12 protein-coding genes are annotated in these 12,495 nt (G+C 58.6%); 6 read left to right on the top strand and 6 right to left on the bottom strand.

Annotated features, from left to right (window positions below):
• Window positions 1-97: 97 nt before the first annotated feature.
• The 5 genes from CQ018_RS04380 to CQ018_RS04400 all read right to left on the bottom strand — a co-directional run bounded on the left by CQ018_RS04380 (window position 98) and on the right by CQ018_RS04400 (window position 4,643).
• Window positions 98-949, bottom strand: coding sequence for a DUF4062 domain-containing protein (locus CQ018_RS04380; RefSeq protein ID WP_105548780.1), 852 nt, complete (start codon window positions 947-949; stop codon window positions 98-100).
• Between the two features lie 241 nt (window positions 950-1,190).
• Window positions 1,191-2,282 (bottom strand): nitronate monooxygenase family protein, encoded by a 1,092-nt coding sequence (locus CQ018_RS04385; RefSeq protein ID WP_105548781.1) that lies wholly within the window; start codon window positions 2,280-2,282, stop codon window positions 1,191-1,193.
• Window positions 2,279-3,046 carry a CoA-transferase subunit beta gene (locus CQ018_RS04390; protein ID WP_105548782.1) on the bottom strand — a complete coding sequence of 256 codons (768 nt, stop codon included), beginning with the start codon at window positions 3,044-3,046 and terminating at the stop codon, window positions 2,279-2,281. The genes CQ018_RS04385 and CQ018_RS04390 overlap by 4 nt, the downstream gene beginning before the upstream one ends.
• Complete coding sequence (locus CQ018_RS04395) at window positions 3,043-3,885, bottom strand: CoA transferase subunit A (RefSeq protein WP_105548783.1); 843 nt, start codon at window positions 3,883-3,885, stop codon at window positions 3,043-3,045. The genes CQ018_RS04390 and CQ018_RS04395 overlap by 4 nt, the downstream gene beginning before the upstream one ends.
• A gap of 11 nt (window positions 3,886-3,896) precedes the next feature.
• Complete coding sequence (locus CQ018_RS04400) at window positions 3,897-4,643, bottom strand: enoyl-CoA hydratase family protein (RefSeq protein WP_105548784.1); 747 nt, start codon at window positions 4,641-4,643, stop codon at window positions 3,897-3,899.
• 104 nt (window positions 4,644-4,747) lie between these two features.
• On the opposite strand from CQ018_RS04400, the gene CQ018_RS04405 reads away from it, so the two are divergent.
• From CQ018_RS04405 to CQ018_RS04430, 6 genes are all read left to right on the top strand, one after another.
• Window positions 4,748-5,677, top strand: coding sequence for an SDR family oxidoreductase (locus tag CQ018_RS04405; RefSeq protein ID WP_105548785.1), 930 nt, complete (start codon window positions 4,748-4,750; stop codon window positions 5,675-5,677).
• Window positions 5,674-6,489 (top strand): MaoC/PaaZ C-terminal domain-containing protein, encoded by an 816-nt coding sequence (locus CQ018_RS04410; RefSeq protein WP_105548786.1) that lies wholly within the window; start codon window positions 5,674-5,676, stop codon window positions 6,487-6,489. Before CQ018_RS04405 ends, CQ018_RS04410 begins: the two co-directional genes overlap by 4 nt.
• A 69-nt stretch (window positions 6,490-6,558) precedes the next feature.
• Window positions 6,559-7,350, top strand: coding sequence for an electron transfer flavoprotein subunit beta/FixA family protein (locus CQ018_RS04415; RefSeq protein ID WP_105548787.1), 792 nt, complete (start codon window positions 6,559-6,561; stop codon window positions 7,348-7,350).
• Window positions 7,347-8,333, top strand: coding sequence for an electron transfer flavoprotein subunit alpha/FixB family protein (locus CQ018_RS04420; RefSeq protein WP_105548788.1), 987 nt, complete (start codon window positions 7,347-7,349; stop codon window positions 8,331-8,333). The genes CQ018_RS04415 and CQ018_RS04420 overlap by 4 nt, the downstream gene beginning before the upstream one ends.
• Before the next feature lie 5 nt (window positions 8,334-8,338).
• Window positions 8,339-9,703 (top strand): cytochrome b/b6 domain-containing protein, encoded by a 1,365-nt coding sequence (locus CQ018_RS20420; protein WP_258142401.1) that lies wholly within the window; start codon window positions 8,339-8,341, stop codon window positions 9,701-9,703.
• Window positions 9,704-9,943: 240 nt separating this feature from the next.
• Window positions 9,944-11,257 (top strand): TetR/AcrR family transcriptional regulator, encoded by a 1,314-nt coding sequence (locus CQ018_RS04430; protein WP_105548789.1) that lies wholly within the window; start codon window positions 9,944-9,946, stop codon window positions 11,255-11,257.
• Window positions 11,258-11,268: 11 nt separating this feature from the next.
• On the opposite strand, the gene CQ018_RS04435 is transcribed toward CQ018_RS04430, so the two are convergent.
• On the bottom strand, window positions 11,269-12,462 hold the full coding sequence (locus tag CQ018_RS04435) for a flavin reductase (RefSeq protein WP_105548790.1): 1,194 nt from the start codon (window positions 12,460-12,462) through the stop codon (window positions 11,269-11,271).
• Between the last annotated feature and the right edge of the window lie 33 nt (window positions 12,463-12,495).

A 12,495-nucleotide genomic window follows, 5' to 3' on the forward strand; every position in this document is an offset into this window, starting at 1 on the left:
GGCTATCCTGGAACTTTCTTATGATCGGGACACCAAATTCTTCAAAGCCAGCTGGTAAACGGATCGCTTACCGATCGGATTTCTACTGGCTCAACGATTAGAGCTGTATTTTCGCGATACGTTCTTTGGGTTCTCCATTTTCTGCCCAGGTCATTGTGGCGATCAACCGATCAGCCGACTGCATTGACATTTCGAAGCGATAGGACCGGTTATCATGCGCATGCAAGGTCTCTTGCAAAGGTTCATGCATGAACCATAAGTTCAGTTCAGCTTCGTCTTCGCCGGAGAACTTCACTAGGAAATCTTCTGCTACAGCGTCGCTTTTATTTTCGATGACGATTGAATGCTTGTGCGCATTCTTAGGGAGACCTTTTGAGTCATACTTCGTGTAAGTCTCGTCGTGGTGCCGTGCGATCGGATTTGCGCTGGAGCTGTTTGCTTGGAGAATCTTGCCGCCGAACGATGGCATATCAGTATCAATTGCGTGACGTACTTGATCTACGAGATCAGAATCGTCAACGTAGGTTCCGTAGAGGCCCTTGAATTCTTTCTTGTACTTTTCAAGTTCAGCAACCTGATCCATAAATTCCTGGGGGACTGGTGCCTCCGAGAAATAGACGTGCACTTTCTTACCGGCGGCCTGGGCTTCTTTGATTTCTTCAACTGTTCCGGAAATTTCACGTGGTGTCGCACTACCGAGTTTATTCGCGAAAATGGCCACGACGATATCTGCCGAATCGACAAGTTGTTTGTTGATTATTTGTTGTCCGTCACTGCCCATCGCTGGAACCGCGCTGGTTTCATAGCGCCTAGGGAGGATCACTAAATGATCGTTCTCGGCGCGACTTGCATTCCATCTGGATAATGCTCGTTCTACGGCATCACGTGATGACGACGTGTCCGACGGTGAGGCTATGAAAACTTGAACGACTGTAGCTGTAAATGCCATGAATGCCCTCGCATGTCGTGCCTAGTAGTTGGAAGACTAAAACGTATTTCCGTATGCAGCTGAAACAGTTCTAGATTGTTTGAGCAGTTTATGTTTGACCAGTGACAGATTGGTCAAAATACAGGTTGGGTCATGTCGTTGAACAAGAACAATGCATATGATGTCGAATTCCATCAGAAATGTGGATGGCGACAGCTTGTCTAAGATGCCACCATCCACGGAAGTTGAACCTAGGTTATTTCTAGGCGATGGACTGATCCCGGGTTTGCGCGTATCCGGAAACCACTGCAAGCCGTTCCACTGCCTCGTCAATAATGCGATCCACCAGCTGTTCGCAGGTCGGCAAGTCATCGATGACACCGACGACTTGGCCCGAGGCCAGCATGCCGGCCTGCGTGTCGCCGTCCACCAGTCCGGCCTTGAGCAACATGGGAGTGTTGGCGGCGAGCATCATCTGCCCCCAACTGCGCCCGCTGCTGCGTTTCATGGAAAGTCCATCGCGAGCCATCCCTGCCCAGGACAAGCCGGAGAGTTCCTTGAACTGCATGCTGCGGCGCAACGTGCCTAGCATGCGGCCAAGGGGGGAACCGGATTCCAAACCGTCGATGAACTCGGTGCGTAGCAAACGGTGCGGCATGCCATCTGCCTTGGCCGTGACGACTGTTCCGTCGAGTCCGAATTCCAGGTAGCGGCGCTTGATGTGTTCGGGCACCGCACTGTCGCTGGTCAGTAGGAAACGGGTACCCATGCCAATGCCGGCAGCACCGTAGGAAAGTGCCGCGGCCAGACCGCGTCCGTCAAAGAAGCCGCCTGCGGCGATGACCGGGATGTCCACAGCATCCAGCACGGTGGGCAATAACAGGGTAGTGGGGGTGGCTCCGGTATGTCCGCCGCCCTCGCCGCCCTGAATCATTACCGCGTCGGCTCCCCAGGACGCCACCTTTTCCGCATGGCGGGGCAACCCCACCGAGGGGATAACCACAGCATCGTTTTCCTTGAGCTTGTCGATCAGCTCGCGTTTGGGGGCCAGCGCGAAAGACGCCACCTTGACGCGGTGTTCGATCAGCAGGTTCACCCGATCCATGGCATCGGCAGCATCCGCACGTAGGTTTACCCCGAAGGGCTTATCGGTGCGGCTTTTGGTCTCGATGATTGCCTTTTCGAGTTCCGCGTAGGTCATGGTGGCGGAAGCGAGGATACCCAGCCCGCCGGCCTCGGCCGTGGCGGTGACAAGCCTGGGCCCGGCCACCCAGCCCATGCCGGTTTGCACGATGGGGTGTTCAACGCCGGTCAGCTCGGTCAGTGCTGTGCGAATGCGGTTGGTGGTGCTCAAGATCGAACCTCTTGTTCTCTGCGGTGGAGCGGGTCCAAGACCTCGCGAATCAGTTGTAGTTCCTGCCGATTTGGCAGGCGAGTACTTTGCACGGCATCCGGGATGTTTAAGTCGAATCCGGTGGATTCAATGACTTCTTCGACGCTGACACCGGGGTGGATAGATACCAGTGACATGGTGTGTCCCGGTCCGTTGAAGTCGAAGACCCCAAGGTTGCTGACCACCTGGTGCACCTGATGGAAACGGGCCGCGCCCTTTCCTGCGTGCTCGGCGCGCGTGCGCCCAACGCCCGTCACGAAATCCACCTGTTGGACCATGGAGCGGCGACTGTGCTTGGGGATCCAGTAGCTAGTTCTGTGATTAATGGTGTTGGCTGCCGCGGCGCGTGAGCCCAGAAGCTGCCGGTGTGGTTTGGTGTGCTCACCGATGGCGGAGAAATTATGGTTTCCCTCCCGGTCGATCTGAGCACCACCCATCACCACATGACGTTTACCGGCTGCAATCAGCTCAAAGAGTTCCCGATAAGGCAGAAAACCGCCGGGAACGCCTTGGTGTTCCAGCGACGGAACGCCCGCATAGATCGTGGATTCGCCGTCGCTGAGCATGAGATCCGGGGCATGGGTGAGTGCTGCCAGCCGCGCGCCAATGGTGGGGATGATCCCGGCCGGGCTGGCCAGAATGTCACCTTGTCCGCGGAATAAATCGCTACAGGCGGTGACGGCAATTTCTGCGCGAGTCACTTGGGGCATGGTTACCTCACTCATTGCTGACCTCCGGGGGTCCAGACATGTTCCTTGTCGATATACCGGGTCCGAAATTCTTCCCACAGCGCCGGGCTACTGGCGGAGTGCGCGTATTCTCGTTGCCATTCCTCATTGCGCGGGTAATCGGGAAGGCAGGTGGTGAAATGTGCCCCGCCGGGTGCCTCAAAAACATGATTCACCATGGTGCGGTTGAGCAAGAGTGTGGCCGGGTGATGGCCCTGGGTCAGTTCCCGGGTGCTGATAATCGACTCGGCGCTGAGGATGGTGGTTTTGGCGGCGCGGGCAAAGAGATCGTCGACGTAGGGATCTGGGCCCAAGCATTGTCCGTTGCCCAGATGATCGGCACGGTTTAGATGGATCAACGCCAGATCCAATTCCACCGCCGGCATGGCCACCAGTGTTTCACCATCCGTATAGGGGGAAGTGATGGTGCGGATCTGCGGATTGGCACCGAGCACGTCGGAGCCGAGTCCGGTGCGCGTGACCTCAAAGGGAAGCCGACGTCCTGCCGCGCGTAACCCTGAAACCAGCATGGATTCGTCAAGCTCGATGGTTTTGACGTTACCGGCCTGCCGGGCGGAGGCGAAGTGTGGTTCGACGGCAATTGAATCAAGTGTGACAAAACCGTGGATTACCTCCTTGACCTGACCTGTGGCACACAGCATCCCCACATCGGGTCCACCAAAGCTGACAATGCGCAGATCGCGTGCCCCGGAACGGATGAGCGCCGCGACCAGGGCCATGGGTTTGCGGCGGGCGCCCCAGCCTCCAATGCCGATGGTCATGCCGTCGCGAAAGAGGTCGGCTAGAGTGCTTGAATCAATGACTTTGCTGGTCATCCGGGGCCTCCTTAAGCCCCGGTGGAGACGAAATCATCGCGTAGTTCATCGGCGACACCGCCGAGGTTGAGCTCGAAGGTGAATCCCTGTTCGAAGCGGTAACTCTTGTTGACGTCGATCGGGTCGATGCCGTTCAGTGCTTCCTTGGCGGCGCGCATGACGCGTGGATCCTTGGAGGCAATTTCACCGGCATAGGCGAACGCTGTCTCGTCGAGCTTGTCCGGGGATACGACTTCCGCAACGGAACCGAGTTCGGCCAGGCGCTGTGCGGAGATGTTACGGCTGGTGAAGTACAAGGTGCGCAACATGTGTGCGGGAACCAGGCGTGCCAAGTGGGTTGCTGCGCCCAGCGCGCCGCGGTCAACCTCGGGGACGCCGAAGTAGGCAGTGTCGCTGGCGATGATGGTGTCGGCGTTGCCCACCAGGCCAACGCCGCCACCTAGGCAGAACCCGTTGACGGCGGCAATGACCGGGACCGCGCACTCGTAGATTGATTTGAATGCCGCGTAGCAGCCGCGGTTTGCGCCCAGAATGGCATGGAAGTCATCCGTTGACTGCATTTCCTTGATGTCAACGCCCGCGTTGAAGCCTCGTCCTTCGGCGCGCAGGATGACCGCGCGGGTATTTGGGTCCTTGCTGGCTTCGTCCAACGCCGCGCCGATGCCGAACCATCCTGCCACCGGAAGCGCGTTAACCGGTGGGTAATCCATGGTGACGACGCGAATTCCGTTGTTGTGCATTGCTGATGTGATAGCCATTTTTACTCCTGTACCTAACGTTTGCTTGATTGTTACCCTAGCACTTGCTTGGTTCGGGGTACACTGGCAATTCAGAGCAACAAAATCCAGAGGAAGGAAAGCACATGACGGGGATTTGTGAGGGTCGGGTCGCCATCGTGACCGGTGCCGGCCGCGGATTGGGACGAGAGCACGCATTGGAGTTGGCGCGCCAGGGCGCCAAGGTCGTCGTCAACGACCTCAGCACCACTCTGGACGGGGTTGTTGAAGCCTCGAGCCCGGCCCACGAAGTGGTTGAGTTGATCCGCGCCGCAGGTGGTGAGGCCGTTGCCAATGGCGCCGACGTCGCCGATTTTGAACAGGCCGGCGCCATGGTGCGTCAGGCCATTGAGACCTTTGGTCGGCTAGATATCCTGGTGAATAATGCCGGCTTTGTGCGCGACCGCATGCTGGTAAACACCTCCGAAGAAGAGTGGGACGCGGTAATCCGGGTGCACCTCAAGGGCCACTTTGCCCCGCTGCGCCACGCCAGTGAGTATTGGCGCAATGAGGCCAAAGCCGGCCGTACACCCGATGCCCGGGTCATCAACACCTCCTCGGGTGCCGGATTGCAGGGCAGCGTGGGCCAGGCAAGCTACTCGGCAGCCAAGGCAGGAATCGCCGGATTGACGCTCGTCGCCGCCCACGAACTGGCTCGCTATGGGGTACGCGTCAATGCGATCGCGCCGGCGGCCCGAACCCGTATGACCGAGGGCGCCTTCGCCCAGGCCATGGCCGCACCGGAGAGCGGGTTTGATGCCATGCACCCGGGAAATGTTTCGCCGATCGTGGCCTGGCTGGCGGGAAGTACCTCCGGCGAGGTGACCGGCCGGGTCATTGAAATCGAGGGTGGAAAGATCTGCATCGAGGAAGGTTGGAACCACGGTCCGGCTCACGATGCGGGCGAACGCTGGGACGCCGTTTCCGCCGGCCTGGCAATTGAGGAACTGCTGGCGCGTTCGGTAACCCCGGAACCCGTATACGGCGCGGCTCCGGTCCCGGTGGCAGCATCATGAGCGCGGCAACCGCACTGCCCGAGGCAGCCCTTGAAACCGGCGCTTGGGCCGGGAGACATCTGGGTGAGCGCACCGTAAGTTACACACAGGACGAGGCAATTCTCTATGCGCTGGCCATCGGTGCCCCGGTCAACGATCTACAGCTGGTCTTCGAAGACCGGCTACGCGTACTTCCGTCCTTTGGCTTGACCCTGGCCCAGTGGGCCCCGGACCTCATGGCAAACCAAGGAGCCTTCGATAATCGCTCGGTGCACGGCTCGCAAGAATTGCTGGTAGCCAAGGAATTGCCGCGCTCCGGTGAACTGCGGCTCAATGCACGGGTCGGCGAAGTCTGGGACAAGGGCAGCGCCGCCGTTTTCAACATCATTGTTGAATGCGACTACTTCCAGGCCACTTGGCAGATCTTTGCTCCCGGTTTTGGTGGCTTTGGTGGGGAACGCGGCCCCGGTAAGCCGGCCGCGCCACGTGGCGAGGCCCTCGGGGTGGCAAGCGTGCAGACCCAACCAAACCAGGCGGCGCTTTACCGCCTGCTTGGGGACAAACACCACATCCACATCGATCCTCAGGCTGCCAAGCGCATTGGGCAGGATCGCCCGATTCTGCACGGACTGGCCTCGCTGGCAGCAACCACATTGCCCTTGGCAACCCTTGCAGGTGCACACCCGGCAGACATCGTGGAATTCGGTGGACGGTTCTCCGGGGTAGTTTTCCCCGGAGACAAGATTGAGGCCACGATTTGGGACGGAGGTCGCTTTGAGGCCGCGGTGGGAGAACGCGCGGTAATCTCCGAGGGCCTGGCCGTATTTAGCTGACCGCACTAGTTCGCAAAAGATCGCAGCCCGGCAGGGCTTGGACACTGCAAAGTTTAGGAAGGACACATCGTGAAAGTCATCGTACTGATGAAGGAAGTTCCAGATACCTATGGTGAGCGCACCCTAGATCTGGAGACCGGTCTGTTGAACCGGTCGGCAAGCGAACCGGTGCTCGATGAAATCACCGAACGCGCGCTTGAAGTTGCCCTGAGCCACCGCGAGAAGGATGCGAACACCGAGGTCATCTTGCTCACCGTGGGCCCGGACGGCACCCTGCCGGCAACTCTGCGCAAGGGCCTTGCCATGGGCGCAGACCGCGCGGTGCACGTACAGGATTCGGCACTCTTGGGCGCGGATCTGACCCTCACCGCCCAAGTCATTGCCGCAGCTGCCAAGCACATTGGATTCGATCTGATCATCGCCGGCAATGCCTCGACCGATGGAGGCGGCGGCGCCCTACCTTCGATGCTCACCGAGCTACTTGGCGTAGCCGGACTGGCGTCTCTGAGTACGGTAGCGATCGATGAACTAACGGTTTCCGGAGGCTGCAACACCGAGTTTGATAGCTACGAGGCAAGCATTGACCTGCCCGGTGTGATCTCGGTGACCGAAGCCCTTCCCGATGCGCGTTTCCCGAACTTCAAGGGCATCATGGCAGCCAAGAAGAAGCCGTTTGAGACCCTCGACCTGGCCCAGCTAGGCATCATCCTTGACGAAGAAACCGCCAGATCCATCGTCATTTCGGCGGCGCAACGTCCGGCTCGCAACGCCGGTATCCGCATTGAAGATGCCGGTGACGCCGGAGACCAAATCGCAGAATTCCTTGCCCAGAACCAACTCATCAAAGGACGCTCAGCATGACCGGCTACCCAGCGAATTCAATTCTTGTGCTCGTCGATGTTTCCCTGTCTGGCCAGCTCCGTTCCGGTGCGGCAGAGCTCATCGGTGCCGCGGCATCGGTGGGCAGTGCAGTGGCCCTGGCGCTCGCCCCGGTGGGAAACGCCGAACGGCTCGGTAGCGAACTTGCAGCGCTCGGTGCCTCGCAGGTACTCATCGCCGAACCCCAGGAACTTGCAAGCTCGGTGGTGATGCCCACCGTTGATGCGTTGGCAGCCGCTGCAGCGGCGGTTGCACCCGAGGCAGTGCTCACAGCAAACTCCATCCGCGGACGCGATGCCGCTGCCCGCTTTGCAGCACGCAGCGGTTCGGCCCTGGCCCTTGATGCGGTAGGAATCTCCCGGGACGAGGAGGGTATCATTGCCCATCACTCGGTCTATGGAGGAGCCTACCTAGTGGATTCCGCGGCCAGTACCGATGCGTTGGTCATTACCTTGCGCCAAGGCTCCTCGGAGCTGCGCGCCGAAGCACAGCCCTCAAATGTTCAGCAGTTGCCGGTCGCGGCATCAGGAGCCCCTGACGCAACCATCACCGCTTACCGGGAGACCGCTGCGGCATCTTCGCGCCCCGAGCTGCGCGGTGCCGACATCGTGGTCTCCGGTGGCCGAGGGCTAGGTTCGGGGGAGAATTTCTCGCTGGTCGAGGGACTCGCCGATGCTCTGGGTGGCGCCATTGGGGCATCACGTGCCGCCGTCGATGCGGGATACGTCCCGCAGACCATGCAGGTGGGGCAGACCGGTGTCACGGTTGCCCCGCAGCTCTACATCGCCCTGGGCATTTCCGGTGCCATCCAGCACCGAGCGGGCATGCAGACCTCTAAGACAATCATCGCGATCAATAAGGACCCGGACGCACCAATCTTTGATATCGCCGACTTCGGCGTGGTTGGCGACATCTTTACCGTGGTACCGCAATTGGTCGCAGCAATCGAAGCAAAGCGAGGCTAAATCGAATGGCCAGACAGGGACTCCCACGTACTTCAAGCGCCGGCACTGCAGGTTCCGAGACCCCGGCCGCTCAACAGCTTCCAACCCAAGAAACGGTGCCAACTTCGGCCTCCGTCGTAACCCCGGAAACTTCGGTACCGGCCGTTGCGACGAGGCGACGGGGCCTGCCACGACCAACCGACAGCGGAACCGCCACGGCCGGAGGTTTAGAGCCGGCCAAGGCACCAACTGCTGTGGAAACCGAACCCGAGAAAGCATCGGCATCCGCACCGGTAGCAGGACGCCGGGGACTGCCGCGCACCACCGGACCTGCCGCTGAAATATCTCAGCCCACCAACGCCGCGGGGATTACTGCCCTCGATGTAACTGTGGCTGGCGCGGCCGAACCCGTGACAGTTATACCTCGGGCCGACACCATAACCGCCAAGGGGACCTCGGCAAGCCCCACCACCCTGGTACGGGAAACTGGGGCTCTTGAAAGGCTGTGGCACAGCCGTGGTGGTCGTGCGGTGATTTGGGCGGCCGGTTTGTTGGTAGTGCTGGCCGTCGTGGTGTTTACCGCGCGCTGGTTGATGACTACCGAATCGGTGCAGAGTTTTGTGACGCGGTACCCCGGGGAAACCGAATTACCGCACGGAGCGCCGGTGGGACTCCCTGGCTGGCTTGCCTGGCAACACTTCTTCAACATTTTCCTGATGGTGTTGATTATTCGTTCCGGCTGGCAGGTCCGCACGCAACGTCGTCCTCCGGCAAGCTGGACCGCTCGTTGGGGCAAAAATCCCAAGAAAATTAGCATCAATCTCTGGTTACACCAATCATTGGACATCCTGTGGCTGGTCAACGGGGCACTTTTTGTGGTGCTCCTGATGGCCACTGGCCAATGGATGCGAGTCGTTCCAACCAGCTGGGAAGTCTTCCCCAACGCGCTCTCGGCAATATTGCAATATGCCTCATTGGATTGGCCCACCGAGAATGGCTGGGTCAACTACAACAGCCTGCAGGTTCTGGCCTACTTTGCCACAATCTTTATCGCTGCTCCACTGGCGGCGCTTACTGGGTTGAGGATGTCCGATGCTTGGCCAAACAAAGCCCAGAGGCTGAGTAAGATTTACCCGGTTGAGGTCGCACGCGCCATCCACCTGCCGGTGATGTTTTACTTCGTTGGATTCATCATCGTGCACGTGGCACTGGTGCTTTCAACCGGGGCGCTGCGCAACTTGAACCACATGTATGGCGGTCAGGATGCGGTTAACTGGTACGGATTCTGGATTTTCTTTATCTCGCTGCTAGTCATTGTGGGTGGCTGGTTTGCTGCTCGACCCTTGATCCTTGCACCCATCGCTTCGCTTTTTGGCAAGGTGAGCCGCTAGAAAGTAAGTAGAGAACTCGACACCGAAGTCCGCGAAATCTCCTGGAAAATCATGGGATTCCGCGGACTTCGGCGTTTGCGCAGCGCCAAGTATTACCGTACCTTTCTCGAACTGAAGCATGCGCCGCAGAGCCCCACAGGATTGATCCCTAGATCATGCCTCGTGACGAAAGCTTGCTGGGTAAGGGTTTAGGCTGGGGAGGGAGCCGGTGTCCGGCCGGAAAGATACGGGTGATCAAAATTGCAACGCAAAACCGACCGCAAGAATCTGCAAGGTGAAGAAACTCGGGTTCGAATCCTAGAAGAAACTATGCGGCTGGTGATTAGCCACGGCTATGCCGGTACGACCTTAGCCATGGTGCGCAGGGCCACTGGGGTGTCTGCTAGTTCCATCTATTGGCACTTTGCCAACAAGGAAAGCTTGATCGCCGCGGCCTTGGAACATGCCTACCGGACGCAGGCCTCACGATTGCCGAACTGGCTTGATACGCCTCCGAGCCAGATGCGCCGAGACGACTTGTATGCGGAGCTGATTCGTTCACCTTCGGCAGGTGTGAGCATGGAATATTGGCGTGTGGGATTGCAGCTTGCTGTTTCTCGTCCCCAGGAACCAATCCTCGCACGGGACCGATTCTTGCAAATTCGACGTGAAAGCGTCGAATGGTTGGCACAGTGGTGGGAACGAACCCTGCCCGCCGAGATGGAACAAAAGGATCTTGCATCGGACTTATTGGGCCAGCTCACCGTGGGGATCAGGGAGTGCGAAGTACTTAACCTCTATGAGTTGAGGCGCTTAGAAGCCAAACCTCTGAACAAGCTGATTGCTGCGTGCCTTGATGAGATCGCCATTTGTATAGTCGAAACTGCAGCCGAGCGACCACTTGACGCGCTCCCCATGGCTCAAGAACAGACACATGTTGCCACCCCGGACGGAAGCCGGGAAATATTTGTGCGGGCGACCAAAGATGTCATCATGGAGCTTGGCTATGACGGTGTCACGATTGCTAGGGTCTGCGAAAAAGCCGGGTTGCCGGCAAGCTCCTTGTATTGGTTCTTCAAAGACAAAGACGAGCTGATCGCTACGGTTATCGAGGAGGCATGCCAAGGATGGGCCTCGACTCGGAAGCTCTCTCATCTTCGTCCGGCCGACGGCGATTGGTCTGTGCTTAACCGCAACTATATTCTTGCGGCCCTGGACGGAAGTCCCGGAGGCGGCGTCTTGGCACTGGGGCTTCTGCTCTTGTTGCAACGTTCGGATCATGTCTATGCCGGCCGCCAAGAACTAGAACTTGTGATGCAAGATGCCTTTGAAGTAACGGTCCTGTGGTTCCGAGAGATGTTTTCACCGATATCGGAGGAACACATGCGCTCGGATTTAGCTAGGTACTTTACAGAGTGCTTCTTCAGGTTATTGGAAAGCAGCCTACTGAACAAGCAAGTTGAGGATCGAGTGTGGGACCCGGCAATGCTTGCGGACTTGATCAGCACCGCGTTGTACCGAGTAGCGTGCAAGGTCCAGGACGGCAGCACCGTCCTGGACCTTGCACACCAATAAATCCTAAGTCACTAGCCGCGAGCTGTCGGGGCGATGCTCATGGCGGTAGCCGTCAGCATCAATTGGTCAGCCCAAGCGGTGATCTGTTGTGCGGTGACCGAGCTTGGCAAATGGGTAATGCGCAACACCAGGCGCACTTTACCTGCTGAATCCCATACCGGAGCCAGCAGCGAGTCAACCTCGTACCGTTCCCCATCCAGCAGCGTAATTGGAGCGTAACTGCTAGAAGTACGGGAAATAATCTCCCGAATATGGCGTTCTTGAGCCGGGGTGTAACGGCCCGAAGAATATTCACGCAGGGCGGCAAATACCTCTTCGTCCCGGTAATCTCCCTTCATGGTCACCGACCAACCCCGGTTGCGGACAGCCCGCAAGCGTTCGCGGTATTCATGTGGGGAACAGTCATCGCTGGGCAGCGCCCGATCTAGCCAGCGCTGAATCGCGTCCTCGTCCTCCCACGCTAGGCACAATTCGCCCATGGGAGGCATCAACGGAATGCGTTCTCCGAGTCGAGCTTCGGCATCCCACGAGGAACCGGTCCCCGCCACCATGACCGCCATTTGGTCATTGACCACCGCCATTGCCGTGCACTCGGCACCCAAGGAAGCAGCAAGCCAGTCCATTTCGGCCCGACCCTGCTCCGCTAGTCGCACCCCGGCAATAAGGTCCGTTTCAAAGGGGGCATGCAATGACATCGGTGCAAACTGACCATAACCGCCCTGGAAGAACAGTAGTGGTGCCACGGGGCGGCAAACCTGGAGCTCTTGTACCGCGCCAACGACAATGTGGTGGTCTCCGGCGTCCGCGATCGATTCGAAGGTGCAGTCGATGAAGGCTACAACACCCTCGAGTACCGGGGCTCCGGAGGGTGAAGGCGTCCAATCTACCGCGTCAAATTTATTCTCGGTGCGACCGGCGAAACGGCGACAAATATCTTCTTGGTCTCCGGCCAGTACATTGACGCAGAAGGACTTTGCGGTGCGCAACCGTTTGAACGTATAGGAACTTACCGTTGGCAAGAAGCCCACCAAGGGTGGATCAAGTGAGACCGAGGTGAAAGACCCCACGATCATGCCAACGGGTTCACCATCATCGGCAATACCAGTAATAAGAACAATTCCGGTGGGGAAATGTCCTAAAACATTGCGGAAAGCCATCGGATCCTCAACTGTTGGGCGGGTGGCCCCCAAACTGACTGCGTTCATTGTCTTTCCTTTCAGACGGTAGTGCCGGCATGC

Origin of the sequence: Arthrobacter sp. MYb227, from assembly GCF_002975435.1 — a bacterium.
Taxonomy (GTDB): domain Bacteria; phylum Actinomycetota; class Actinomycetes; order Actinomycetales; family Micrococcaceae; genus Paeniglutamicibacter.

What these genes read in the sequence shown, in the direction of transcription:
- CQ018_RS04380 (WP_105548780.1), bottom strand. Translation starts at nt 949, where the DNA reads ATGGCATTTACAGCTACAGTCGTTCAAGTTTTCATAGCCTCACCGTCG.
- CQ018_RS04390 (WP_105548782.1), bottom strand. Translation starts at nt 3,046, where the DNA reads ATGAGTGAGGTAACCATGCCCCAAGTGACTCGCGCAGAAATTGCCGTC.
- CQ018_RS04395 (WP_105548783.1), bottom strand. Translation starts at nt 3,885, where the DNA reads ATGACCAGCAAAGTCATTGATTCAAGCACTCTAGCCGACCTCTTTCGC.
- CQ018_RS04400 (WP_105548784.1), bottom strand. Translation starts at nt 4,643, where the DNA reads ATGGCTATCACATCAGCAATGCACAACAACGGAATTCGCGTCGTCACC.
- CQ018_RS04405 (WP_105548785.1), top strand. Translation starts at nt 4,748, where the DNA reads ATGACGGGGATTTGTGAGGGTCGGGTCGCCATCGTGACCGGTGCCGGC.
- CQ018_RS04410 (WP_105548786.1), top strand. Translation starts at nt 5,674, where the DNA reads ATGAGCGCGGCAACCGCACTGCCCGAGGCAGCCCTTGAAACCGGCGCT.
- CQ018_RS04420 (WP_105548788.1), top strand. Translation starts at nt 7,347, where the DNA reads ATGACCGGCTACCCAGCGAATTCAATTCTTGTGCTCGTCGATGTTTCC.
- CQ018_RS20420 (WP_258142401.1), top strand. Translation starts at nt 8,339, where the DNA reads ATGGCCAGACAGGGACTCCCACGTACTTCAAGCGCCGGCACTGCAGGT.
- CQ018_RS04435 (WP_105548790.1), bottom strand. Translation starts at nt 12,462, where the DNA reads ATGAACGCAGTCAGTTTGGGGGCCACCCGCCCAACAGTTGAGGATCCG.